The organism is Vibrio sp. Vb2880 (genome assembly GCF_033337975.1).
Lineage (GTDB): Bacteria > Pseudomonadota > Gammaproteobacteria > Enterobacterales > Vibrionaceae > Vibrio > Vibrio alginolyticus.
Map to the genome: position 1 here is coordinate 21,674 of NZ_JAWORT010000014.1, position 21,998 is coordinate 43,671.

Annotated in this window: 21 protein-coding genes and 1 other annotated feature; of the genes, 6 read left to right on the plus strand and 15 right to left on the minus strand. The window is 44.4% G+C overall.

Translation table 11 applies throughout. The annotated features are described in order from the left end of the window. Positions 1-7 precede the first annotated feature (7 nt). Genes recJ through xerD form a run of 3 tightly spaced genes read right to left on the minus strand, consistent with a single transcriptional unit; the run spans position 8 to position 3,556 of the window. Positions 8-1,747, minus strand: a complete 1,740-nt coding sequence (recJ, locus tag R7M92_RS15640) for a single-stranded-DNA-specific exonuclease RecJ (protein WP_017635068.1) — start codon at positions 1,745-1,747, stop codon at positions 8-10. Between the two features lie 43 nt (positions 1,748-1,790). Continuing rightward, positions 1,791-2,579 (minus strand): bifunctional protein-disulfide isomerase/oxidoreductase DsbC, encoded by a 789-nt coding sequence (dsbC, locus tag R7M92_RS15645; RefSeq protein WP_005381786.1) that lies wholly within the window; start codon positions 2,577-2,579, stop codon positions 1,791-1,793. A gap of 59 nt (positions 2,580-2,638) precedes the next feature. Then, positions 2,639-3,556 carry a site-specific tyrosine recombinase XerD gene (xerD, locus tag R7M92_RS15650; RefSeq protein WP_225473435.1) on the minus strand — a complete coding sequence of 306 codons (918 nt, stop codon included), beginning with the start codon at positions 3,554-3,556 and terminating at the stop codon, positions 2,639-2,641. Positions 3,557-3,713: 157 nt separating this feature from the next. Between xerD and fldB the strand changes: the two genes are divergently transcribed. Next, positions 3,714-4,232: a flavodoxin FldB gene (gene fldB, locus R7M92_RS15655; protein WP_005381790.1), complete on the plus strand. Its 519-nt coding sequence runs from the start codon at positions 3,714-3,716 to the stop codon at positions 4,230-4,232. Positions 4,233-4,319: 87 nt separating this feature from the next. Here the strand turns inward: fldB and brnQ are convergent, their stop codons facing one another. Beyond that, positions 4,320-5,630, minus strand: coding sequence for a branched-chain amino acid transport system II carrier protein (brnQ, locus tag R7M92_RS15660; protein ID WP_005381792.1), 1,311 nt, complete (start codon positions 5,628-5,630; stop codon positions 4,320-4,322). A 330-nt stretch (positions 5,631-5,960) separates the two neighbouring features. Between brnQ and R7M92_RS15665 the strand changes: the two genes are divergently transcribed. Then, positions 5,961-6,680, plus strand: coding sequence for a tRNA1(Val) (adenine(37)-N6)-methyltransferase (locus tag R7M92_RS15665; protein ID WP_033906106.1), 720 nt, complete (start codon positions 5,961-5,963; stop codon positions 6,678-6,680). A 107-nt stretch (positions 6,681-6,787) separates the two neighbouring features. Further along, positions 6,788-8,011, plus strand: a complete 1,224-nt coding sequence (gene srmB, locus R7M92_RS15670; RefSeq protein ID WP_005381797.1) for an ATP-dependent RNA helicase SrmB — start codon at positions 6,788-6,790, stop codon at positions 8,009-8,011. Positions 8,012-8,120: 109 nt separating this feature from the next. On the opposite strand, the gene yaaA is transcribed toward srmB, so the two are convergent. Beyond that, positions 8,121-8,897, minus strand: coding sequence for a peroxide stress protein YaaA (yaaA, locus tag R7M92_RS15675; protein WP_062730737.1), 777 nt, complete (start codon positions 8,895-8,897; stop codon positions 8,121-8,123). 110 nt (positions 8,898-9,007) lie between these two features. Further along, on the minus strand, positions 9,008-10,441 hold the full coding sequence (locus tag R7M92_RS15680) for an alanine/glycine:cation symporter family protein (protein WP_005381800.1): 1,434 nt from the start codon (positions 10,439-10,441) through the stop codon (positions 9,008-9,010). 721 nt (positions 10,442-11,162) lie between these two features. Here R7M92_RS15680 and R7M92_RS15685 point away from each other — a divergent pair. Next, positions 11,163-11,348 (plus strand): DUF3545 family protein, encoded by a 186-nt coding sequence (locus tag R7M92_RS15685; protein ID WP_005381805.1) that lies wholly within the window; start codon positions 11,163-11,165, stop codon positions 11,346-11,348. Positions 11,349-11,584: 236 nt separating this feature from the next. Here R7M92_RS15685 and R7M92_RS15690 read toward each other — a convergent pair whose 3' ends face one another. The 3 genes from R7M92_RS15690 to nfo all read right to left on the minus strand — a co-directional run bounded on the left by R7M92_RS15690 (position 11,585) and on the right by nfo (position 14,104). Beyond that, entirely contained in the window at positions 11,585-12,136 is a 552-nt protein-coding gene (locus tag R7M92_RS15690) for a hemerythrin domain-containing protein (protein ID WP_005381807.1), read from the minus strand. Between the two features lie 113 nt (positions 12,137-12,249). Next, complete coding sequence (gene ung / locus R7M92_RS15695; protein WP_005382846.1) at positions 12,250-12,930, minus strand: uracil-DNA glycosylase; 681 nt, start codon at positions 12,928-12,930, stop codon at positions 12,250-12,252. Positions 12,931-13,219: 289 nt separating this feature from the next. After that, positions 13,220-14,104: a deoxyribonuclease IV gene (gene nfo, locus R7M92_RS15700; RefSeq protein WP_213968473.1), complete on the minus strand. Its 885-nt coding sequence runs from the start codon at positions 14,102-14,104 to the stop codon at positions 13,220-13,222. Between the two features lie 326 nt (positions 14,105-14,430). Between nfo and grcA the strand changes: the two genes are divergently transcribed. Further along, complete coding sequence (grcA, locus tag R7M92_RS15705) at positions 14,431-14,808, plus strand: autonomous glycyl radical cofactor GrcA (RefSeq protein WP_005381814.1); 378 nt, start codon at positions 14,431-14,433, stop codon at positions 14,806-14,808. A 111-nt stretch (positions 14,809-14,919) separates the two neighbouring features. On the opposite strand, the gene R7M92_RS15710 is transcribed toward grcA, so the two are convergent. The 5 genes from R7M92_RS15710 to thrL form a co-directional block, all read right to left on the minus strand. After that, positions 14,920-15,579 carry an NADPH-dependent FMN reductase gene (locus tag R7M92_RS15710; protein WP_158173675.1) on the minus strand — a complete coding sequence of 220 codons (660 nt, stop codon included), beginning with the start codon at positions 15,577-15,579 and terminating at the stop codon, positions 14,920-14,922. Positions 15,580-15,718: 139 nt separating this feature from the next. Then, positions 15,719-16,999, minus strand: a complete 1,281-nt coding sequence (gene thrC, locus R7M92_RS15715) for a threonine synthase (protein ID WP_138938951.1) — start codon at positions 16,997-16,999, stop codon at positions 15,719-15,721. Beyond that, the gene (thrB, locus tag R7M92_RS15720; RefSeq protein ID WP_017635074.1) at positions 16,996-17,952 is read right to left on the minus strand and encodes a homoserine kinase; all 957 of its coding nucleotides are present in this window, start codon (positions 17,950-17,952) and stop codon (positions 16,996-16,998) included. Before thrB ends, thrC begins: the two co-directional genes overlap by 4 nt. 20 nt (positions 17,953-17,972) lie before the next feature. After that, positions 17,973-20,432, minus strand: coding sequence for a bifunctional aspartate kinase/homoserine dehydrogenase I (gene thrA / locus R7M92_RS15725; RefSeq protein ID WP_065274188.1), 2,460 nt, complete (start codon positions 20,430-20,432; stop codon positions 17,973-17,975). 53 nt (positions 20,433-20,485) lie between these two features. Beyond that, positions 20,486-20,605: a sequence feature (Thr leader region), on the minus strand. Next, positions 20,541-20,618 (minus strand): thr operon leader peptide, encoded by a 78-nt coding sequence (thrL, locus tag R7M92_RS15730; RefSeq protein WP_074192076.1) that lies wholly within the window; start codon positions 20,616-20,618, stop codon positions 20,541-20,543. Its footprint overlaps the feature before it by 65 nt. Positions 20,619-21,041: 423 nt before the next feature. Between thrL and R7M92_RS15735 the strand changes: the two genes are divergently transcribed. Beyond that, entirely contained in the window at positions 21,042-21,512 is a 471-nt protein-coding gene (locus R7M92_RS15735; RefSeq protein ID WP_167415017.1) for a ribonuclease regulator, read from the plus strand. On the opposite strand, the gene R7M92_RS15740 is transcribed toward R7M92_RS15735, so the two are convergent. After that, the gene (locus R7M92_RS15740; protein WP_005381822.1) at positions 21,509-21,991 is read right to left on the minus strand and encodes a putative 4-hydroxy-4-methyl-2-oxoglutarate aldolase; all 483 of its coding nucleotides are present in this window, start codon (positions 21,989-21,991) and stop codon (positions 21,509-21,511) included. The genes R7M92_RS15735 and R7M92_RS15740 overlap by 4 nt on opposite strands. Positions 21,992-21,998 lie beyond the last annotated feature (7 nt).

Genomic DNA, 21,998 nt, shown 5'->3' on the forward strand with positions numbered 1-21,998 from the left:
CTAGGTATTACTTAGCTTCGATATGGTCGATCATCAATTGCAATGATTGATTACCACGAAATTCATTCACATCCAGCTTATACGCGAGACGTACTGTTTTAACCGATGCATCTGGCCATCGACGTAGATCAACATTGAATGCAATACCGTCGATCATCACATTGGTAGGGTGACCTTTATAAAGCGGCTCTAACATCAATTTAAGATGCTTCTCACCCACCAGCTTTTGATGCAGTACTTTAAACTCACCATCAAAGATTGGCTCTGGGAAAGCTTGTCCAAAAGGGCCACCCGATCGCAGCTGTTCAGCAACATGCATAGAGAACTCTTCCGGCTTAAGTTCACCATCTGACATGATCACGCCTTTTAGCGCCGCTTCATCGAGTTCCTTTTTTACCACTTCATCAAACAAACGACTGAAACGCTCAAAATCCTGCTCTTTAATCGTTAAGCCTGCTGCCATAGCGTGTCCACCAAACTTGATGATCAAACCCGGGTTTTGTGTGTCGATGAAATCCAACGCATCGCGCATGTGTAGCCCCGGAATAGAACGACACGAGCCTTTAATCGTCCCTTCTCCGCCATCAGCAAATGCAATGACTGGACGGTGAAACTTCTCTTTAATGCGCGAAGCCAAAATACCAATCACACCTTGGTGCCAATCACGTTGGAATAAGGCTAAGCCATAAGGAAGCTCATTGCCTTCACCAAACTGAAGGCGCTCACAGAAAGCCATCGCTTCTTGCTTCATGCCTTCTTCAATCTCTTTACGAGTTTGGTTCAAGCCATCCAATTCACTTGCCATGCGACGAGCAGCGTGGATGTTGTTACACATCAGCAGTTCAACACCGAAAGACATGTCATCAAGACGGCCTGCTGCGTTAATACGTGGACCTAAAGCAAAGCCAAAGTCAGACGCAACTAAACGACGCGCATCGCGCTTCGCGACCTCAATTAACGCTTGGATGCCGGGACGCGCTTTGCCCGCACGAATACGTTGCAAGCCTTGGTGTACAAGAATGCGGTTGTTTTCATCCAATGGAACGACGTCGGCGACGGTACCCAGTGCAACAAGGTCAATCAATTCCATCAACTTGGGCTCTTGCATCCCCTGTTCTGCAAACCAATTGTGTTTTCGCATATGAACGCATAGTGCCATCATGAGATAAAACGCGACCCCCACACCCGCAAGCGCTTTAGATGGAAAGCTACAGCTCTCAAGGTTTGGGTTCACCATTGCATCCACATCAGGCAACACTTGTCCTGGTAAGTGGTGATCGGTAACGAGCACGGTAATGCCATTTTCTTTTGCGTAACGCACACCTTCGATTGATGAGACGCCGTTATCCACCGTCATGATCATCTCAGCGCCAAGCTCTAGGGCTTGGTCAACGACTTCTGGGCTTAACCCATAACCGTCTTCAAAACGATTTGGCACTAGGTAATCCACATTGTGACTACCAAGCATGCGCAGCGCGAGTACTGATAATGCTGAGCTTGTCGCGCCATCAGCGTCAAAATCACCGACAACGATGATGCGTTTTTGTTCTTTTATCCCCTGAAACAAAAGATCGACAGCTTGCTCAATCCCCCCGAGTTTTTGATATGAATGCAACCCACGGGCCGACGTTTCTAATTGTGAAAGATCCGTTATCCCACGGTTGATGTAGATACGTTTAAGAATCGGAGGAATGGAATCAGGAAGAAGGGAAAGATCAGGTTCAGGACGTCGTTGAATTTCTATCATGCTTAAAAGAGCCGACAACTTTGCCGACTCTGCTCCTAATGGATTATAGTTGCTTTAAACGTTTCAATAGCTCTGCAGGTGGTAGGTAGCCACCAACCATTTCGCCATTCGGTAAGAAGATTGCTGGCGTACCAGAAATACCCAATTGGCGACCTAGATTGTAATGCGCCTGGATGGTTTCTTTACACTGTTTCAGGTCTTTCGCAGGGTTATCAAATGTACGATTCACTTTCGCGTTGTGCATTGCCGACGCCGGATCTTCAGCACACCAAATCGTTGCCATTTGCTCTGCCACAGGGCCAGTTGCACCTTGGCGAGGGTAAGCCATGTAACGCACTGTAATACCTAGATCATTATAGCCTTGCATTTGGCTATGCAGACGCACACAGTAACCACAGGTGATATCAGTGAATACGGTCACAACGTACTTTTCATCGTCGGCTTTGTATTCGATCATGCTATCGGAGAACTGCGCAATTTTCTCGGCGTTAAGTGGCGCTTGACGCTCTGCTATGACATCTTTGTAACTGCCATCATCATTAATGGCATAAAGCGTACCGGCGATAAAATGGCTACCATCATTTGAAGCAAACAGGATCCCGCCATTGGTTTGAATTTCCAATAAGCCAGCGACGTCTGATGGTTGAATATCAACGATAGATAAACCAAGCTTTGAGAACTTAGTTTTTAATGCTGCTTCATCAAAGCCGCTCTGGGCAGCTGGCGCCACTTGTTGCGCAGGAGTCTCCGTTTGAGCCTGACTTTCTTCTGCACCACAAGCGGTAACAAAAAATGGTAAAGTCAGCAGAGTTAGTCGGCGTAATACGCTCATGAAATTCACCTTAATGTAAAATCGTTTTTCCAAGAAGACATGGATGAATCTAACCATTGTTATGCTCTTGGGTGGTGTTGACTGTGGATCTGCTTCAATCGTTCAGTCGCCACGTGAGTATAAATTTGCGTGGTCGATAAGTCACTATGTCCTAAAAGCATCTGTACGACCCTGAGATCTGCGCCATAGTTCAATAAATGCGTGGCAAAGGCATGACGCAGTACGTGCGGCGACAGCTGATCAGTATCAATCCCTGCTATCAAAGCATAGTACTTAATACGGTGCCAAAACGTCTGACGAGTCATTTGTCTTGCGCGTTTACTAGGAAAAACAATATCAGATGATGTATCACCAAGTAACGCAGGGCGCCCTTGTTGAATGAACGTCTCGATCCAATCGACCGCGTTTTCCCCCATAGGAACAAGACGTTCTTTACCACCTTTACCAGTCACGCGCACCACCCCTTGGCGCAAGCTAACATTTTCCATGGTCAAACTGACGAGCTCTGTCACACGCAACCCTGTCGCGTAGAGTAGCTCTAGCATCGCTTTATCGCGCAATTCTATAGGGTCATTCGGGTCTGGCGCTTCGAGCAACGCGTCCACTTGCTCTTCACTAATATCTTTGGGTAAACGTTGTGGCAGTTTAGGACTAACCAAGAGCGCACTCGGGTCATCAGCGCGCACCTTCTCACGATGCAGGTATTGGAATAAACGGCGAATCGCCGACAACATACGCGCACGAGACGTCTGTTTGTAATCTAAATCTACAAGGTGGCTTTGATATTCTTGCAAGCCAGACAAACTGACAAAATCAAGACGGTATCGATGTTTTTCCATCCACACGAGCAGCTTCATTAAATCGTTTCGGTAGGAAGCCAACGTGTTCTCTGATAGACCACGCTCCATCCACATCGCATCTAAGAATTGCTCAACAAGCGAAAAATCTTGTTGATTGACAGGCTGTTGTGCCGTCATGAATGCTTCCTTATCTGTTTATATTTACAGTATTTAGATTAAAGCACCTGCCAATCCAATACCATAAAAAATCATCCCACATAGGATATTCGCTGCAATCTTCCTCAATTTATGGTTAGAATCTTCCACAACAGCAACACAAATAACGACGAATATAATGAAAATCGGACTCTTTTACGGCTCAACGACCTGCTACACAGAAATGGCAGCAGAGAAAATTCGTACCCTTATTGGTGAAGACCTTGTCGACATTCACAATGTGAAAGAGACACCGTTATCACTAATGGCGGACTACGACTTATTACTCCTTGGCATCTCAACTTGGGATTTTGGTGAAATTCAAGAAGATTGGAACGCGATTTGGCAAGACATCGCGACCACGCCACTGAAAGGCAAAGTTGTAGCGCTGTTTGGCCTGGGTGACCAAGAAGGTTACGGAGAGTGGTATTTAGATGCGATGGGCTTACTTCACGATGAATTACAAGCCACAGGCGCAACCTTTATCGGTTACTGGCCAAATGAAGGCTACGAATTTGAAGCATCGAAAGCATTGATCGAAGATGGCAGCAAGTTTGTTGGACTTGCGTTAGATGAAGACTCACAGTACGAACTGAGTGATGAACGCATCGAAAAATGGTGTGAACAAGTTCTTGTGGAATTCCACGACACGCTTTAATAGCGCAAACACGTCATCATTAAAAAGTAAAAAGCCCGATGAAGTAATTCATCGGGCTTTTTACTTTTTAATGATGACGCGAAGTGATTACGCGGTTTCTTGTGCTAGCTCTGGGCGAGGTTTCGCGATAAAGAACATGCACACGATAGCCGCAAATGTTGGAAGCACCCAACCCATGCCGACTTCGAATAGTGGCAACATGTTAAACGCAGAAACATCAATACCCGATACTTTTGCCGCATCAACTAACGCAAACAGCAGAGATACAAGCAGTACTGCACGGTAAGCAAAGCGTGGATTCGGCAGTTTGCTGCGCACAAATGTTAGTGCAACCAACGCAATCGCCACAGGGTACAGCGCAAACAATACTGGCACTGACAGAGAAATCAGCTGTGCAAGACCAACGTTTGCAACCAATGCACAAACAGAACCATTAATCAGTACCCATTGCTTGTATGACAGTGGTGTTTTCGAGCTGAAGAAATCTGAACACGCAGAAATCAAGCCAATCGCGGTTGTCAGACACGCTAGCAATACGATGACAGACAGAACGATTTGACCGTATGGACCAAACAACGCTTGAACGTATTGGCTAAGCACTAGGCCACCATTATCAGCACCAGCAGCAACCGTTGCACTCGTCGCACCTAAGTAAAATAGTGAGATGTAAACAAACGCAAGACCAGCAGCAGCAATACAACCTGCATAGATCAGATATTTAGTAGTTGCAGAGCGCTCAGTAATGCCTTTACCGCGCAGTGCATCAACCATCAGCATACCAAACATCAATGACGCGAACGTATCCATTGTGTTGTAGCCTTCTAAGAAGCCTTTGGTCAGAGGCTGCGTTAGGTATTCACCGTGCGCGCCAATCATATCGCCCTGAGGATCAAGGAAGACAGCGACAGCAAGAATGATCAAACCAACGAACAATGCTGGTGTCAGTACTTTACCGATGAGATCGATCAAACGGCCTTGGAACCATGAGAACATCATTGCTGCGATAAAGAAGATCACTGAGAACGCTGTCAGATGCGTTTGTGATGCCTCAAGGAAGAAAGGTTTCACCGCCATCTCGTAAGCCACTAGGCCAGTACGAGGCGCTGCAAACGCAGGACCAATGATGATGAAAATCAGTGCAGCCATAAGAACTGCCGCTTTTTTCGGAAGATCTTGCGTCAAGTGATCCCAAGAACCACCAGCAACAGCAATAGCAACGATAGTAATAAGAGGTAGACCTACCGCTGTTAGCAAGAAACCAAACATAGCTGGCATTAAGTTTTCACCCGCTAACTGACCCGCTAGAGGTGGAAAGATAATATTGCCCGCACCTAAAAAGAACGCAAATAGCATAAAGCCTACTGCGATAATATCTGTTAGTTTTAACGTCTGCTTCACAGATAACCCTTGTCTTTTAATTAATGAATGTTGTGTATGCTTAGACCACTTTTTGTATACCTAAAGTCAATAAGTACACGTGGTTCAATCTATAAAATTTTCGCCGCATAATGACGAAAGACTCATCATTTGGCAACCTTTAAGAAAAAAACACCATATTAATTTAGTTTTCAAACTTAAAAGCAGTGGATATAACCAGATCCAAATAACAGACCAGTTCTTTATCTCGATCAATTAACAATACAATTTAATAACCAACAAAACAACAATCTATACAATTAATAAACAATAGAGCAATCCACTTAATTATTGAGCAAATATAAAACAATCATGAAGAACAAAAAACTGAAAACTAAAGGCTTCAATTTTAAGCAATTTTGTATTGAGGGCGGCGAGAGTGGTATGCCAGTCAGCACAGATGGGGTAATGCTTGGTGCTTGGATTCAAAGCCCTAACGACGCTAAAATTCTCGATATTGGCACTGGCACTGGCCTGCTTGCCCTGATGTGTGCTCAACGCTTTACGGAAACTCAAATAACCGCGGTCGATATCGAATTAACAGCCGTTGCTGCCGCGCAAAAAAATATGGCCCAGTCTCCTTGGTCAGATCGTGTAAGTGTGCATCACACCGACATACTGCACTTTACGCCGACACATCCATTCCAACGCATCATTTGTAACCCGCCCTACTTCAACAGCGGCGAGCAATCGAAACACAGTCAACGTGCAACCGCGAGGCACACTGATACGCTAGGCCATAACGCATTGCTACAGCGTTGCTATCATTTGCTTGATGACGAAGGGAGAGCTAGTTTTGTTTTGCCAATCACCGAAGGCGAGCAGTTCATTGAGCTAGCATTAAACCAAGGTTGGTATCTATCGCGGATCTGTCGTGTGCAACCATCAGAAAAGAAACCAGTACACCGACTGTTATTTGAACTGTCAAAACGACCTTGCGATTCGCAAACGTCACATTTAATTATCCGTTCAAATGACGGCTATAGTGATGATTTCATCCAGTTAACTCGCGAGTTTTATCTTAAGATGTGAAATAACATGTGATCCTTATCACCAATCACTTTATAATGTGCGACCTTTTTGTATTCTATGCTGTTGTGGCGAACCATTAACCAAGCTTTGCTTGTGGAGAACTCATTGTGATCAGAACCTTTGCTGAACTTGATCTAGACCAAAACCTACTTGAAGCCATTGAAGAGATGGGTTACGAACGCCCAACAAAAATTCAGGCAGAAGCGATTCCACAAGCGTTGGACGGTCGTGACATTCTAGCGTCAGCGCCAACAGGAACTGGTAAAACGGCCGCCTTCGTCCTGCCAGCATTGCAATACTTGCAAGACTTCCCTCGTCGTAAGCCTGGGCCTGCGCGTATTTTGATCCTAACGCCTACTCGCGAACTGGCGATGCAAATTGCCGATCAAGCACGTGCTTTGGCAAAAAATACCAAACTCAACATTTTCACCATCACTGGTGGTGTTCAGTACCAAGAGCACGCCGACATCCTTGCAACAACACAAGACATTGTGGTTGCGACACCTGGCCGTTTAAAAGAATACATTGATGCAGAGCGTTTTGATTGTCGTGCAATCGAATGGTTAATCCTTGATGAAGCAGACCGCATGCTAGATATGGGTTTTGCTCCTACTGTCGATCGCCTATCTAACGAATGTCGCTGGCGTAAGCAAACCCTTCTGTTCTCAGCAACGTTAGAAGGGAAAGGCGTAGAAGGCTTTACCGCTGATCTGTTGAATGACCCTGCAGAGATCGACGCAAAATCACCTCTGCGTGAGCGTAAGAAAATTGCTCAGTGGTACCACCGAGCTGATGATGCAGAACACAAACTGGAATTACTAAAACACATTATTACTCAGCAGGCTGAACGCACTATCGTCTTTTTAAAGACTCGTGAGCGTTTGGCTGAGCTACGAGCGCAGCTTGAAAGCGCACAGATTCCATGTTCTTGGATTCAAGGTGAAATGCCGCAAGATCGTCGTAACAATGCGATTTCTCGCTTCCGCGATGGAACTGTGAACGTGCTGCTCGCGACGGACGTTGCTGCGCGTGGTATCGATCTTCCGGATGTATCACACGTTATCAACTACGACATGCCGCGCACGGCTGATGTTTACCTTCACCGTATCGGCCGTACGGCTCGCGCAGGTAAGAAAGGTAACGCTATCTCAATCGTAGAAGCACACGACCAACCAATGATGGATCGCGTTGCACGTTACGTGAAAGAAGACATCAAAGAGCGTTTCGTGAAAGAAATGCGTCCTAAACACAAAAAGCCTGTGTTTAAGAAGAAAAAGAAAAAAGACGACAAGAAAAAAGTAGCGAAAAAGAAAACCGCTAAGAAGAAGTAATCTTGTTGGGGCGAAGTAGCTCAAGCTAGAAAATAACAAAGGGTTGGCAATGCCAACCCTTTTTCGTTTGTGCTGATAGAGATTAACGTAGACTACGTCTCAATCAGCTTTATTTTTGCTCTTCGCGTTTAAATACTAACTCTGTTGGCGTCGATTCATCTTCCACAAAGTAGTAACCCGCCGTATCAAACTTAGTCAGGTCTGCAACGCTCTCAACACGGTTTTCAATGATGTAACGCGCCATCATACCGCGCGCTTTCTTCGCGTAAAAACTGATGACCTTGTATTGACCATTCTTACAATCTTTGAATACTGGCGTGATCACTTGCGCATCTAAATTCTTTGGCTTAACCGCTTTAAAGTATTCATTTGATGCAAGGTTGATAAGGACATTATCACCTTGAGCAGAAATCGCTTCGTTAAGCTTGTCCGTAATTACATTGCCCCAAAACTGGTACAAGTTCGTACCCTTGTCGTTTGCAAGCTTGGTACCCATTTCAAGACGGTATGGCTGCATCAAATCAAGTGGTTTTAGTAAACCATAAAGACCCGATAGCATACGCAGATGATCTTGAGCATATTTGAAGTCCGCTTCAGATAAACTTTCGGCGTCTAGCCCTGTGTAAACGTCACCTTTAAATGCAAGAATGGCTTGTCGTGAGTTTTCCGTGGTAAACGTTTCACTCCACTCTTGGAATCGGCCCACATTTAAATCGGCAATCTTGTCGCTCACTTTCATTAAAGAGGCAACATCAGCAGGAGTCAGTTTGCGGCAAACATCAATAAGCTCTTTTGAGTATTCGACCAACTCAGGTTGAGTAAATTTTTCTGTCGCTAACGGAGACTCGTAATCAAGAGTCTTCGCTGGAGAAACTACGATAAGCATGACTTTCCCTTCTCTAATTTTGTTTTTAATAGGGTACAAAAAAAGCCATGCATTGTCTGCATGGCTTTTTACATCGTACTAATAGCTTTCAACTATGAGTGATAGCTCACTTAGTCTTTTTTATCGTTGTACCAAATGCCTTCTTCAAGCTGAGATTTCAGCTCAGGGAAGTCATTCGCATCAAATGTTGGCACTTTGCCTTCACCAAGCTGGCGGTTGTAATCTTTTGCCAGTTTAATCACGATGCCAGATAGCAAGATGATCGCCACCAAGTTGACTATCGCCATCAGACCCATAGAGACGTCAGCAAGCGACCATACGACTGGTAACGAAGCTAGTGCACCAAACATCACCATACCAAGAACAATAACGCGGAAAATGCTTAAGCCCGCTTTGTGATTGTGCTCTAGGAAGATTAAGTTCGTTTCAGCGTACGAGTAGTTTGCAATGATTGAAGTAAACGCAAAGAAGAAGATTGCCACAGCAACAAAAATGCCGCCCCAATCGCCAACTTGTGAGCTCAATGCACGCTGAGTTAGCTCGATACCCGTCACTTCTGTTGCTTGACCGACATACTCACCAGACATCAGGATGATAGCCACTGTTGCAGAACAGATAACGATCGTGTCCATGAACACGCCTAGCATCTGTACGTAACCTTGAGACGCTGGGTGTGGTGGGTAAGGTGTTGCTGAAGCTGCCGCGTTAGGTGCAGAACCCATACCTGCTTCATTCGAGAATAGACCGCGCTTGATACCGTTAATCATTGCCTGTGCAATTGCGTAGCCAAGACCACCTGCTGCTGCTTCTTGCAGACCAAATGCACTCTTAAAGATAAGCATCAATACATCAGGTAATTTCTCTAGGTTAGAGAACATGATGAACAACGCTAGGGCTAGATAAAGTAGTGCCATGATCGGAACGATCATCTCAGCAACTCTTGCGATACGCTTGATGCCACCGAAAATAACAATTGCAGACAGTAAAACAACGGCAATACCGACATACAGGTTATTCCAACCAAATGCGTTGCTCATTGCATTGGCAATTGAGTTAGCTTGTACTGCGTTGAATACCAAACCAAAAGCGATGATTAGGAAAACTGAGAACAACACGCCCATCCAACGCATGCCCAGGCCTTTTTCCATGTAGTAGGCAGGGCCACCACGGTAGTTGCCATCATCATCTTTGGTTTTGTATAGCTGCGCCAGTGTGCTCTCAGCAAACGATGTTGCCATACCAAGCATTGCAATCAGCCACATCCAGAAGATCGCACCAGGACCACCCGCAGTCAATGCAACTGCAACGCCCGCCATGTTACCTGTACCAACACGTGCAGCAAGACTAGTACAAAGCGCTTGGAAAGAGGAAATACCAGCTTTGTCTGCTTTACGGCTGTTCTTAAGAACAGAGAACATGTGGCCGAAATGGCGGAACTGAATGAACCCTAATCGAACGGTGAAGTAAATACCAACACCAACAAGAAGATAAACCAGAATCGAGCCCCAGAGGAGATCGTTCATCAAATTGATTAAGTCTGTCATGTGTACCTCAAAGTGAGTTGCGCCAGTCTATGCGTCCTAGCCATCCACCAAATTGCCTGCTAAGTGTCAAAGTGTGCTTAGCTTTTTAAGTAATGTTTATGGGCAATCTAGAATCGTAAACGTCGCTTCATGCATCCATTTTACGTACCAGCGTATTTTTTGACGGGCGGATAATGCAACCTAGGAGCGCAAAAATCAATATGCAACAATAAGAATAACATTGTTATTTTTCACTATAAAGTCACCAAAAAATAACATAAATAGAAGACTTAACACTCAAACTGCGCAACATTTCAATTACCAAACACCAACATAAATAATTATTCTTCATTAAATGGAATGGCAAACCGTATAAACAAGAACAAGCTAGTATTCACAAGGTGTTACATAAATTTACGCTAGTGACTTACCATCTAATTGAACACTATTTCATCAAACTGATTTTATGCAACTTTAACCTTTGCGCAGTGCACCCATTCATCAAATCGAATTAACATAGAAAATCTCTCTATTTAATCGTTTTCTTGAGATCGTTTGTGCATTTTTTATCCACATCGTTGCAATAAAAAGTGTGATTTTGAGAATATTTTTGCACGAAAATGTCATGCTACCGACACAAATGCGAAATATATCATGGTTATTCTCACGGCTATTGTGGTACTAAAAAAACTCCACAAGGACTGGTTACAACAGTTTAGCTTAAGAAAGGTAAAGGTGGCTTATGGAAGGCTTTCAACTAGATGACATTTTTAATCTGGATACTACCTCAACAACCAAATCTCGTGCCAAACCAGTAAAGCGAAAGTGGCGTGAAATAGAAGAGATGAACGACAGACGCAATTTGCTTAAAGAGCTGCGCGAACTTGATGTCTGTACCGATTATAACTTGGAAGACATTAAACTCTAATTCAAACAAAAGGCACCTTACAGGTGCCTTTTGTTTTTTGTTTACAGTGACCGTAAACACCGTGAGTTTATGTACCAAGGTTTAAGTATGAATACCATTATTACTCAATGAGAATCTTCCGTACTTTTTGCCGAGAAATATGCACACTAAATTTTCGGTTGATTCCCAATAAATAAGAAATGTATCTCACAAACCCGAGAGACGGCTTTCGCTCGCTCAGGTTTCATCATTCAGTCTTAAACATATTCAGTATCACTTTGACGAACACGTTCGGCCAACTGCTTATAACGATCAGCAATCGTGTCACCAAACACAGGATCATCCTCACTGACGCTCCATAAGCTCTCGACATGCTGCCAATCTTCTGTGGTAAATAACTCTTCAATGAGAGGCAAAATTTTTCGCTCTTCTAGCTCCAAGTGGTGCCTTTGCGATTCTATGAAATCTTCTAGGTGAGCGACAAACATGTCTTGTGGCACAACAGCATCCTGAAGGATCATCTCTATCACGGATGAAAACTCTCTGGTTTTACTCGCTAACTCTAGATGTTCTTTCTCTAAATTTTCCATGGTTTGTTGCTTACCATAGTGTTCAAGAAAGTGGTGATAGAGGATATCTTCTTTCGGGTGGTGTACTTTCTCCGAATGATTAGAGAGGTAATCAACAATCTCGCTTACTAACGCATAGTTGATTACACGTTCTTTTTTTATCTCATTAAGCTTATGGCGCAGTATCGCCAACAGACGAACCATATAACCATGTTCGCGTCGAATTCTTTCGATCATCATAGCGTCTCTCCTTAACACCTACTTTTAGTAAGTGTACATGAGAAATTTACTATCAGCCTCGAGCGTGCTCAAAAAAACAGCGATCATACCATCCATGATCGCTGTCTCTTCATTTATACCGTTAATGGCAAATGCCAGTTAATTGGTGCTTTTTCTTGTGATGTAAGCAACTGGTTTGCTTGAGAGAAATGCTTACAACCGAAAAAGCCTCGATGTGCAGAAAGTGGCGATGGGTGTGGGGCAGCTAACACATGGTGCTTATTGCGATCGATAAAACGACCTTTCTTCTGTGCATGTGAACCCCACAGCAAGAACACTACACCTTCTTGATGCTGATTAATGGCTTCAATCACTCGATCAGTAAACGTTTCCCAACCTGTCTTTGAATGTGAATGCGCTTTACCTTGCTCCACCGTTAATACCGTATTGAGTAACAATACGCCTTGTTCAGCCCAGCTTTGCAAAAAACCATGCTGAGGGATTTGGAAACCTTCAATATCTTGCGCCAGCTCTTTATACATATTAACCAGTGACGGTGGCGTTTTAATGCCAGGAAGTACAGAGAAACACAGGCCATGCGCCTGATTTGGGCCGTGGTATGGGTCTTGTCCTAGAATCACGACCTTAACGTCTTTGAACTCGGTAAAACGAAACGCGTTAAAGACATCTTTTGCGGGAGGAAAAATAGCTTTGCCTGCGGCGCGTTCGGCTTCAACAAAATTCAAGGTGTCTACAAAGTAGCTCTGCTTTTTCTCTTCGCCGATCACATCGTGCCAAGTGGGTGACTGATTCATGGAAAGTTCCTGTCCTAAATTTTGCTTCTATTCTAACGAGCGAAACTCAAACAAACAAAAACTTACCACGAACTTGAGACAAGTAATAAAAGACTAATGCTTCTGTGGCGTTCGAAAATGCCCCTGTCCGGTAATGTGACGATTAGGCATCGGTAAGCGAAGCACGCGACGAGTGAAAGCATAAGGAGTAAAAGAGAGTGGTCGAGACATGTTGGCATCCTTCTTTGCTAATTCAGAGATTGATGTTCAATGACTAAGAAAGAAAGGTGCCAACTTTGTGGTTACGCCATTAACTGGCAATGGCCGCTAAATGGAATTGACGCAACGTGTTGATCTCTTGCTGCCAAATATCTGGATCAATTGTTTCCAAAATCAGAGGGATACCATCAAAACGAGGGTCTTTCGCGATGTACTCAAAGCAATCCCACCCGATCTCTCCTTTACCTAGCGAATGGTGGCGATCTACTTTGCTGGCAAACTCTACTTTTGAATCATTTAGATGCATTGCTCTTAAATAGTGCATACCTACGATACGGTCGAACTCTGCAAAGGTGCGCTCGCAATCTTCTTTTGTACGTAAGTCATAACCAGCCGTAAAGGTATGGCAGGTATCAATACAAACGCCGACACGATCTTTATCTTCCACTTGCTCGATGATTTCAGCAAGGTGCTCAAACTTCCAGCCTAAGTTAGTGCCTTGACCTGCCGTATTCTCGATAACAGCGATCACATTCGGCACCGCTTTATGCGCAAGGTTGATCGACTCGGCGATCGTTGCGAGGCACTCCTGTTCAGAGACTTTCTTTAGGTGACTACCCGGATGGAAGTTAAGCAAAGTCAGCCCCAACTGATTACAACGCTCCATTTCATCAATAAATGCCGCGCGGGATTTATTCAGCTTTTCTTCTTCCGGCGCACCCAAGTTAATCAGATAAGAATCATGGGGAAGAATATGCCCTGCTCCGAAACCCAGCATTTTACAGTTCGCTTTAAACGCACTGATGGTTTTTGCTTCTAAAGGCTTCGCCACCCACTGGCGTTGGTTTTTTGTAAATAGTGCGAAGGCATTCGCGCCAATTTCACGAGCTCTCAACGGAGCTTGATCGACCCCACCAGCAGCAGAGACATGTGCACCAATGAGTTTATTCCCAAGCTTGTTTTTCATGTTTGTCATTTAATCACTTTAGACTTTCAGTATTGCTACCTAAATACAGATAGTTGCGTTAACCAGTTTAAACTTTAATCTCAATTTGTAGTAAATTTACAACAAAACTAGTTATTAAATATTTTTTATATTATCAAATAAATTGTAATTAGTTTGTTTTCAAAGGTTTTATTGATTTAACTCAATAAAATCACCTTAATAAAAATAATGTTTTTGGTTGTTTTTTGACTTAAATCAATATTAAAATAGTGGATATTAGCTATATAATACTCAGCTCAACGAAAATTCGAAAATTAACACCAATAATCACCACGTAAGTGGTCTAGGAGATAGTGATGATCCAAGGTATCCAAATTACAAAAGCGGCAAACGACGACCTACTAAACTCTATCTGGCTATTAGATAGCGAAAAAAATGAAGCTCGTTGTGTTGCTGCAACTGCTGGCTACGAAGCAGACCAAGTTATCGCAATCAGCGACCTAGGTGAATACGAAAGCCGTGAAGTTGCAATCGAAACTGCTCCTCGTATCGAAGGCGGCCAACACCTAAACGTGAACGTGCTTAAACGCGAAACACTAGAAGATGCAGTTGCACACCCAGAGAAATACCCACAACTAACTATTCGTGTTTCTGGTTACGCAGTACGTTTTAACTCGCTAACTCCAGAGCAACAACGTGATGTAATCGCTCGTACTTTTACTGAGACTCTATAATCTCTCAGTAAACTAGCTCGCTAGAATTTAAAAAGCTTGGTCAGCAATGACCAAGCTTTTTTTGTTTCAGAATCCTTCTAAACCCTTTCTATAATGGAAAGCAACTCGCCTCTAAGGTGCATTTCTTTGCGAAGGATCTTTCTGAAACGCTTGCGCTAAAGAGGTTGGATCAAGCCTATCTCTTTGCAGTGACGCCCCTTCTGCCCACCAAATCAATTGATGCATAGTGCGATTCATATAGTTGTCCCACTGCGTCTGCTCCGACTCATCCGCAGCAACGCCCTGCTCATCAAACACTTCTTGCGCTTTCGGAATGTGGATCATCGCAGAGACAGGTAGACATCCAAGTTCAGATAAGAAGGTACGCATAGAAACGGCAGCTCTAACACCACCCCATTGTCCGGCAGAATAGGTCACGATAGCACTCGGCTTGTAAGAAAACAGCGAACTGCCGAAATGGTTAAGCGTGTTCGCCAGAGCAGGACTCATCGAATGGTTATATTCCGGGCTAACCATCACATACCCATCCGCATGTTTGATTTTGTCTGCCAGCTCACTTAGGTTCTGCGGAACTTTAGAGCGGTGATAAGCAAACTCGGGCTTAAACACATCACCAAAGTCGTAATTCAAAGGGTCGATGATTTCGACCGTATGTTGCGAATGTTGACTCGCGATGAGTTTTTCACACGCTTTACTGACTCGCATTCCTAAACGGGCTGGTCGTGGTGGCGTGCTGTCTCTCACTGAGCCAAGAAAAATCAAAAAATGCATGCTTCTCTTTCCATCTCATTTAGTTAAGTTCGTTTCTCAATCATAAAGAGAGTCAAAACTTACCGACAATAAAAAAGGTGAATGATTACTCATTCACCTCTCGTTATTTCTGTTTTTGATACTTACTATACTTTGAAGCTTACTGCACGCGGCGCAGTACTTGTTTCAATGCGTCAAAGTCTGCGTCGAGCTCTTCCGATAGCAGCTCCATCGCAGCGTGCTTCGCTAGTGGCGCAGGAAGCTCGATATCGGATTCTAGAATATCATCCACGACTTCTTTGAACTTCGCAGGGTGAGCAGTACATAGGAACAGACCGGTTTCACCGTCTTGCAGTTGTTCTTCAAGCACTCGGTAAGCAATAGCACCGTGCGGTTCACACAGGTAACCCATGGCGTATAGATCTTTTACTGACTGTGCGCTTTGCTCATCAGATACTGCACCTTTACCTAGCGTCTCCAAGCCCCACTCTTTCACGCGGCACAGCTCTTCAATACGAGGCCAGTTGTTTGGTTGGCTCACGTCCATCGCGTTCGATGTTGTTGCGACTGTTGGTTTTGGCTCCCACTTACCTGTTTCTAGGTAGCGAGGAACAGTGTCATTGGCATTAGTTGCCGCGATAAAGCGTTTGATAGGCAAGCCCAGCGCTTTTGCCAGTAGACCAGCAGTTAGGTTACCAAAGTTACCACTTGGTACTGATACCACTAGGTTTTCACGCTCTTGCTTGCTCATTTGCGCAGCTGCTTCAAAGTAGTAACAGATTTGCGCCATCAAACGGCTGATGTTGATTGAGTTTGCAGAGTTCAGACCGATCTCTTCACGCAGTGCTGAATCATCAAAAGCTTGCTTAACCAGTGCCTGACACGCATCGAAGTCGCCATCGATCGCGACAGTGTGAATGTTTTTACCAAGCGTACAGAATAACTTCTCTTGCAGTGGGCTGATTTTTCCTTTCGGGTAAAGAATCACAACATTGATGTCTTCCATACCGTAGAAAGCATGCGCAACGGCTGCGCCAGTATCGCCAGACGTTGCCGTCAGAATGGTGATCTTGCCGCCGTCCGAAACCGCAGCAAGAGATTGCGCCATAAAGCGACCACCAAAGTCTTTAAACGCAAGCGTTGGACCATGGAACAGTTCCAGTGCATAAACACCGTCTTTTACTTGGTTGATAGGCGCAGGGAATTGAAACGCAGCATCAACAAGGGCATTCACTTGCTCCTCTGTAAGTTCATCTCCAATTAACGCCGATAGAATCTTAGTGCTACGAGAGACAAAGTCTTCTGCAAGCAGCGCATCGATATCTTCAAATTTTGGTAATTCCGATGGAAAAAATAGACCTTGGTTACGGCCTAACCCTTGGCGAACGGCTTGGCCAAAGGAAACTTGTTCATCATTTTCTTTTATATTGTAAAGCTTCATAGCTCACTTCCTGTTACTTTCGAACCCTGCTTATCTAGACGACAAACGTGGACGAATCCTTCTTCGTTTTGTACGTAGTTTTGTTCTAACCAGCGAGCAACTCGCTCAGCGACATCTTTCTCTTTGCAAATACTGAACAGTGTCGGACCACTGCCAGAAATACCGGTTGCCAATGCACCCGCAGACGCTGCGTATTGACGTGCATTCGCAAAACCTGGAAGCAGTTTCTCACGATACGGTTCTGCGATCACGTCTTTGATCATTTTTGCAGCAAGTTCTGGCTGACCAGAATGACACGCATGAATAAAGCCCGCAAGGTGGCGACCATGAGCGATGATATCTTGTCGGCGGTATTGAGATGGTAGGATCTCACGCGCTTCCGCCGTTGATACCTTGATACCCGGATACGCCATCACCCAGTACCAATCATCAAAGCAAGGCACTTCTTGACTGATGATACCCAACTCTTCAAGCATCAGTTGCACACCACCAAGGTAACATGGCGCAACGTTGTCGTAGTGAATACCACCAGAGATCTTGCCTTCCATCTCTCCCATCAGCGCTAGTAATTCTGTCTCGTTAAGTGGCTGTCCATGGAATCGGTTCAATGCATCTAATGCAGCAACGATAGAACATGCACTTGAGCCTAAACCAGAGCCAATTGGCATGTTCTTTTCTAGCGTCATCTCAAGTGGTTTTAGCTCAACGCCTTTTTTGTCTAACTCACGAGCAAACACGAGCCAACAGTCGTAGACGATGTTCTCTTTTGGTTCAGTTGGCAATTTCTCAACAAAATCACCCGCCGTTTTAAGGCTGAACGGATCAGCCCCAGATTTCACCAATACACGGTCACCCAATAGTGTGCCATCCACTGGAGACACGGCAGCCCCCAGCACATCAAAGCCAACGCTTACATTACCAATTGATGCTGGGGCATAAACCACTACATCCATATCACTTGAACTCATTATTGTTATACCCCTAGTTTCCAACCTAAAGTACGCATCACGTCAGAAAATACACCCGCAGCCGTTACTTCGGTGCCTGCACCATAGCCACGTAACACTAGTGGGATTGGCTGATAGTAACGGCTGTAAAATGCCAGTGCGTTTTCACCGTCCTTGATTTTATACATTGGATCGTTTTCATCCACCGCTGCGATGCTTACTGTGCACTTGCCCTCATTAATTTCACCAACGTAGCGCAGTACTTTGCCCTCTTCCGCTGCCTTTGCAGATAATTCTTTAAAGTAGGCGTCTGCTTCAGGTAAACGCGCCATAAATTCATCAACGCTACCAGAATCATCAAAACCTGGTGGCAGTGCTTGATCAACCACAACGTCTTCTAGTTCTAGAGACATGCCTGCTTCACGAGCTAGGATCAGAAGCTTACGCGCGACATCCATACCAGAAAGATCATCACGAGGATCCGGTTCAGTAAAACCATTTTCTTTTGCGATATTAGTTGCTTCACTTAGGCTCATACCTTCATCTAACTTACCGAAGATGTATGACAGAGAGCCAGAAAGAATACCGCTAAAGCGCTCTAGCTCATCACCCGCTGAGATTAGGTTTTGCAGGTTTTCGATTACCGGTAGACCCGCCCCCACAGTTGTTTCGTACATCAGCTTGCGACGAGAGCTGCGCGCAACATCGCGAAGCTGATGGTAGTAAGCCATGCTTGCTGTGTTTGCTTTTTTATTTGGTGTAACGACATGGAAACCAGCAGCTAAGAAATCAGCGTATTGATTCGCGATATCTTCACTTGATGTACAGTCAACCAATACTGGGTTGATGATGTGGTTACGTTGAACCAAAGAAATCAAACGCGCTAGGCTGAACTCTTCTGTCGCTGCCGACATACGATCACGCCAATGATCGAGTGGCAGACCTTCACTATCAAGCAGAAGACCTTTGCTGTTTGCCAAGCCACACACGCGAATAACGATGCCTTTTTCCGCAAGCTTCGCCTGTTGACGCTCGATCTGATCCACCAGCTCACCACCAACGCCGCCAATACCAACCACGAATACGTCTAAGAAGTGCTTAGAGTTGAATAGGTTCTCGTGACACGCTTTGATCGCTTCAGAGATTTTATCTTCAGGAATCACGGCTGAGATAGCACGCTCAGATGAGCCCTGTGCGATGGCTACAATGTTTACGTTCACTTCAGCAAGAGATGAGAAGAAGCGAGATGCAACACCGCGCGATGTACGCATGCCGTCACCAACCAACGTTATGATTGAAACATTATCAATAAACTCGACCGGCTCTAATAAGCTATCTTTCAGTTCCAACTCAAACGCATCGGCCAGTACTTGTTGCGCTTTTGCTTTATCTTCTGCCTCAATACAGAAGCTAATGCTGTACTCAGAAGAAGACTGAGTAATAAGAACAATAGACACACCAGCGGAAGACATTGCGCCAAATACGCGGCTTGCCATGCCAACCATACCCTTCATACCTGGGCCGGAGACGTTAACCATAGTTAGGTCGTTTAGCGTCGTGATACCTTTGATCGCCAGATTGTCTTCACCAGTGTCTTGCCCAATCAAAGTTCCTGCACCTTGTGGGTTAAAGCTGTTTTTGATCAGACATGGGATGTGGAACTGCGCGATAGGAGCAATGGTCTTCGGATGCAAAACGGAAGCACCGAAGTAAGAAAGCTCCATCGCTTCTTGGTAGCTAAGAGATTTAAGCAGGCGAGCATCTTCTACTAAACGAGGGTCACAGTTGTATACACCATCTACGTCAGTCCAGATCTCACAACAATCTGCGCGCAGACACGCCGCAAGAACCGCCGCTGAATAATCAGAGCCATTGCGACCAAGTGTTACCAATTCACCTTTCTCGTTACCTGCGGTAAAGCCAGGCATAATGTTCACATGGCCCAGAGGAAGAGGGTTTTGGCGGAAGTTTTGCGTTGAAACGTCTACATCAACCATGGCTTCAAGGTGATCACCTTTTGCGTATAGGTATTCAACTGGGTCGATAAGATGTGCTGGCTGGCCTTTGGCTTCTAACACCGCTTTCATCAATTGAATCGAAACGCGTTCGCCTTTGCTAATAATACGTGCATTAACATTGTTTGGGCACATGCCAAGAAGATTGATGCCATGAACGAATTGGCGTAATTGAGAGAGAGAAGTTTTCACTTGGTTATCGAAAGCTGAACCATCGATATTGGGTAGTACTGCTTGGATTTGAGTGAAGAGCGTTTTAAACGACTCCTCCAACTCTTTGATTTGTAGTTCTGCTTCACCATTGCGCAATGCGCCTTCAATGACCGCAACCAATTTGTTTGTTGTTTTACCAGGAGCGGAAAGAACAACCGCCACTTCTTCTTGTTGAGCGTTATTGGCAATAATGTCTGCCGCTCTCAAAAAGCGATCTGCATCAGCTAGTGATGATCCGCCAAACTTCAATACTCGCATCCCTTCCTCCGGTATATCTTCTTAAATTTGTCTAAATTCTGGATAAAAAAGCATAAAAAAAGGCCTGTATCTTGTTGGATACAGGCCTTTTTTGTGAATTTCTTTCGCTCAGCAGCCTGCCCCAACATGTGTCGTGTCGGTAATAATAATGGTCGTGGTCATTACTACTAGGCTGTTAGATGGCATAAATAAATATTCAACGTTAATTGTGTTTGCTTAACTCTACGTTTACCGAGTTTCTGATACATAGTCAACAAAAAATTGTTTGTTTTTCCATCTTTCAGAGAATTCTGCTAAGCAATGTCATTGATATTTATAGTTAATTACACATTATTGATCATTTAAAAATCTACAGTTAGTTTTTGTAAAGAACTTAACCATCATCACCAGTTCGGTTTTTTATCTAATAACTAGTCTGATCTTTGCCATAAAACGTACGATCAAATAATTCGAGAGGGTTGTGACACATAACAACAACTTAACTGTGACTTATGTTCATAGGATCGAATTATTTAGAAAATAGGTGAGCTAGCTTTCATATTCTATGCTTTAATAGTGAGAAGCTTTGGGCGCATACTAATAAAAAAGTTGACACAAGGAGTGGTGAACATGAAAAGAGGGCTTTTTCTGTTGCTGTTTTTTGTGCCTGGTGTTTGTCTAGCAAACGAGCTTCCGCCGCTTCCAGGTAAAACATCCCCTTCTCCTCATAAACTATTCATTTCCAGCGACAGTTATCAGTCTGACAGTTTTGATGTTTGGAATATCGATACGGGTTACGCTTACGAACTTTTTGATTCGGTAGACGTTTATGTCGGTGCGCGAGTCAATAACTCTCCTACCCAAAATCAAAGTGGTTTTTTGAGTGGGATCAGCTATCACTTTAATGATCGTGTCACGCTGAAAAGTACAGTTCGCTCTTACAAGAACGAAACAGCGGAAGGTATTCGCCAAGACGACAGTAGCCTCGCGGCTGAAGTATCAAGTCGCGTAAAAATTACCGATAAACTGGATCTTCACGCGACTCTTGATTACCAAGATTGGCAACAAGGTTTTGAGGTTGGTTTAGGCTTTCGTTTTTAGAAGTCCAGCTTTTGCTTAGAAATCAATACACCGTTCCAGTCCGCGTAAACGTAGTGCTTAGGTTGAACGATTTGGTTTTGCATCGTTAAGGTTACGTTTACCTCTCCTATCCCGCGTTTCTCTGTTTTAAACGGGTTAGTTCCAAGAGCTTGAACGCCAATGTCCATTTGAGATATTTGTGCTACGTCGCGTATTGCACCATAGACAATGATACCTTCCCACCCATTTTCTATTCCGAGTATCGCTAATTGATCGCCGAGTAATGCTCTCTGACACGATCCATGTCCGTCAACAATCAATACTTTACCCGTTCCATCTTCGCCCAGTACTTCACGCACTTTCGAGTTATCGTGATAGCAGCGCACCGTAACGATTTCACCGTAAAAAGCGCTACGTTGACCAAAGTTCTGCAATGGTAAAGTAAGCAAGCTCACTTGGTCTTCAAATTGGTCACAAATATCGGGTGTAATGTCTCTCATATTTCCT

Bases quoted from the DNA above. Each gene is read 5' to 3' on its own strand.
- recJ (WP_017635068.1), bottom strand. From the start codon at position 1,747: ATGATAGAAATTCAACGACGTCCTGAACCTGATCTTTCCCTTCTTCCT.
- dsbC (WP_005381786.1), bottom strand. From the start codon at position 2,579: ATGAGCGTATTACGCCGACTAACTCTGCTGACTTTACCATTTTTTGTT.
- xerD (WP_225473435.1), bottom strand. From the start codon at position 3,556: ATGACGGCACAACAGCCTGTCAATCAACAAGATTTTTCGCTTGTTGAG.
- fldB (WP_005381790.1), top strand. From the start codon at position 3,714: ATGAAAATCGGACTCTTTTACGGCTCAACGACCTGCTACACAGAAATG.
- R7M92_RS15665 (WP_033906106.1), top strand. From the start codon at position 5,961: ATGAAGAACAAAAAACTGAAAACTAAAGGCTTCAATTTTAAGCAATTT.
- yaaA (WP_062730737.1), bottom strand. From the start codon at position 8,897: ATGCTTATCGTAGTTTCTCCAGCGAAGACTCTTGATTACGAGTCTCCG.
- R7M92_RS15680 (WP_005381800.1), bottom strand. From the start codon at position 10,441: ATGACAGACTTAATCAATTTGATGAACGATCTCCTCTGGGGCTCGATT.
- R7M92_RS15685 (WP_005381805.1), top strand. From the start codon at position 11,163: ATGGAAGGCTTTCAACTAGATGACATTTTTAATCTGGATACTACCTCA.
- R7M92_RS15690 (WP_005381807.1), bottom strand. From the start codon at position 12,136: ATGATGATCGAAAGAATTCGACGCGAACATGGTTATATGGTTCGTCTG.
- ung (WP_005382846.1), bottom strand. From the start codon at position 12,930: ATGAATCAGTCACCCACTTGGCACGATGTGATCGGCGAAGAGAAAAAG.
- nfo (WP_213968473.1), bottom strand. From the start codon at position 14,104: ATGACAAACATGAAAAACAAGCTTGGGAATAAACTCATTGGTGCACAT.
- grcA (WP_005381814.1), top strand. From the start codon at position 14,431: ATGATCCAAGGTATCCAAATTACAAAAGCGGCAAACGACGACCTACTA.
- R7M92_RS15710 (WP_158173675.1), bottom strand. From the start codon at position 15,579: ATGCATTTTTTGATTTTTCTTGGCTCAGTGAGAGACAGCACGCCACCA.
- thrC (WP_138938951.1), bottom strand. From the start codon at position 16,999: ATGAAGCTTTACAATATAAAAGAAAATGATGAACAAGTTTCCTTTGGC.
- thrB (WP_017635074.1), bottom strand. From the start codon at position 17,952: ATGGATGTAGTGGTTTATGCCCCAGCATCAATTGGTAATGTAAGCGTT.
- thrA (WP_065274188.1), bottom strand. From the start codon at position 20,432: ATGCGAGTATTGAAGTTTGGCGGATCATCACTAGCTGATGCAGATCGC.
- thrL (WP_074192076.1), bottom strand. From the start codon at position 20,618: ATGCCATCTAACAGCCTAGTAGTAATGACCACGACCATTATTATTACC.
- R7M92_RS15735 (WP_167415017.1), top strand. From the start codon at position 21,042: ATGAAAAGAGGGCTTTTTCTGTTGCTGTTTTTTGTGCCTGGTGTTTGT.
- R7M92_RS15740 (WP_005381822.1), bottom strand. From the start codon at position 21,991: ATGAGAGACATTACACCCGATATTTGTGACCAATTTGAAGACCAAGTG.